At 26.4% G+C, this 683-nt stretch carries 2 protein-coding genes; one reads left to right on the top strand and one right to left on the bottom strand.

Translation table 11 applies throughout. From position 1 onward, the window contains the following. Positions 1-306 (top strand): hypothetical protein (locus OIF36_04155; GenBank protein ID MCV6599652.1); only part of this gene is annotated, 306 nt, incomplete at its 5' end. 127 nt (positions 307-433) lie between these two features. Here OIF36_04155 and OIF36_04150 read toward each other — a convergent pair. After that, positions 434-683 (bottom strand): chromo domain-containing protein (locus tag OIF36_04150; GenBank protein MCV6599651.1); only part of this gene is annotated, 250 nt, incomplete at its 5' end.

The following is a 683-nucleotide window of genomic DNA, read 5'->3' as shown; positions in this document are numbered from 1 at the left end:
GCTGAAGATAATAGACTATGCAACTTGAAGCTAGTTACTCAACAAGAGAATTGTAAAAAGAGTGCCAAAAAACGTGATTATACATTTGTTAAATACAACCATGAAAACAAAAGATGTATTAAAGCTATAAATCAAAATACTAAAGAAATATCATATTATAAAAGTATGTATTCTGCTCAAAAATCTCTTGGAATTAATGCTGGTATTATTAAAATGACTTGTGAAGGATTAAACAATTGTAAATCTGGTATATCAAAATTAAATGGTAATCAATATAAATTTGAATACATAAAAGCAGATGACTAGAAATGTAACATTTTTGGTCACCTTAAGCAACAATAATCAGCATCATATAATCAATACTGTACACATACCATATATACTTTTTGAGGTATATATGATCTTATACAATATATGATTATATAATTTGTTTTTATATATTTTGCAGATCTTTTATAGGAATCCAGCTGTTAAAATCATCACTATATCCTTTCCATTTAACCAAAGCTAGTTTCTTTTTATAGTCTCTTCGAATTACTTTCTCAATTCTGAATACCTCTTGTTTTGCTTTCAATAATTCGGGTTCATAAAAGCTTCCTTGTATTTCTTCATTATTGTGATCTTTTAGTTTGTATGTTATTGGATTAGTGTATTGTATCTTATCAATTGTAAACACTTCTTCA

Source organism: Alphaproteobacteria bacterium (assembly GCA_025800285.1).
Taxonomy (GTDB): Bacteria; Pseudomonadota; Alphaproteobacteria; order JAOXRX01; family JAOXRX01; genus JAOXRX01.
This window is presented reverse-complemented; position numbering and strand designations above follow the sequence as displayed.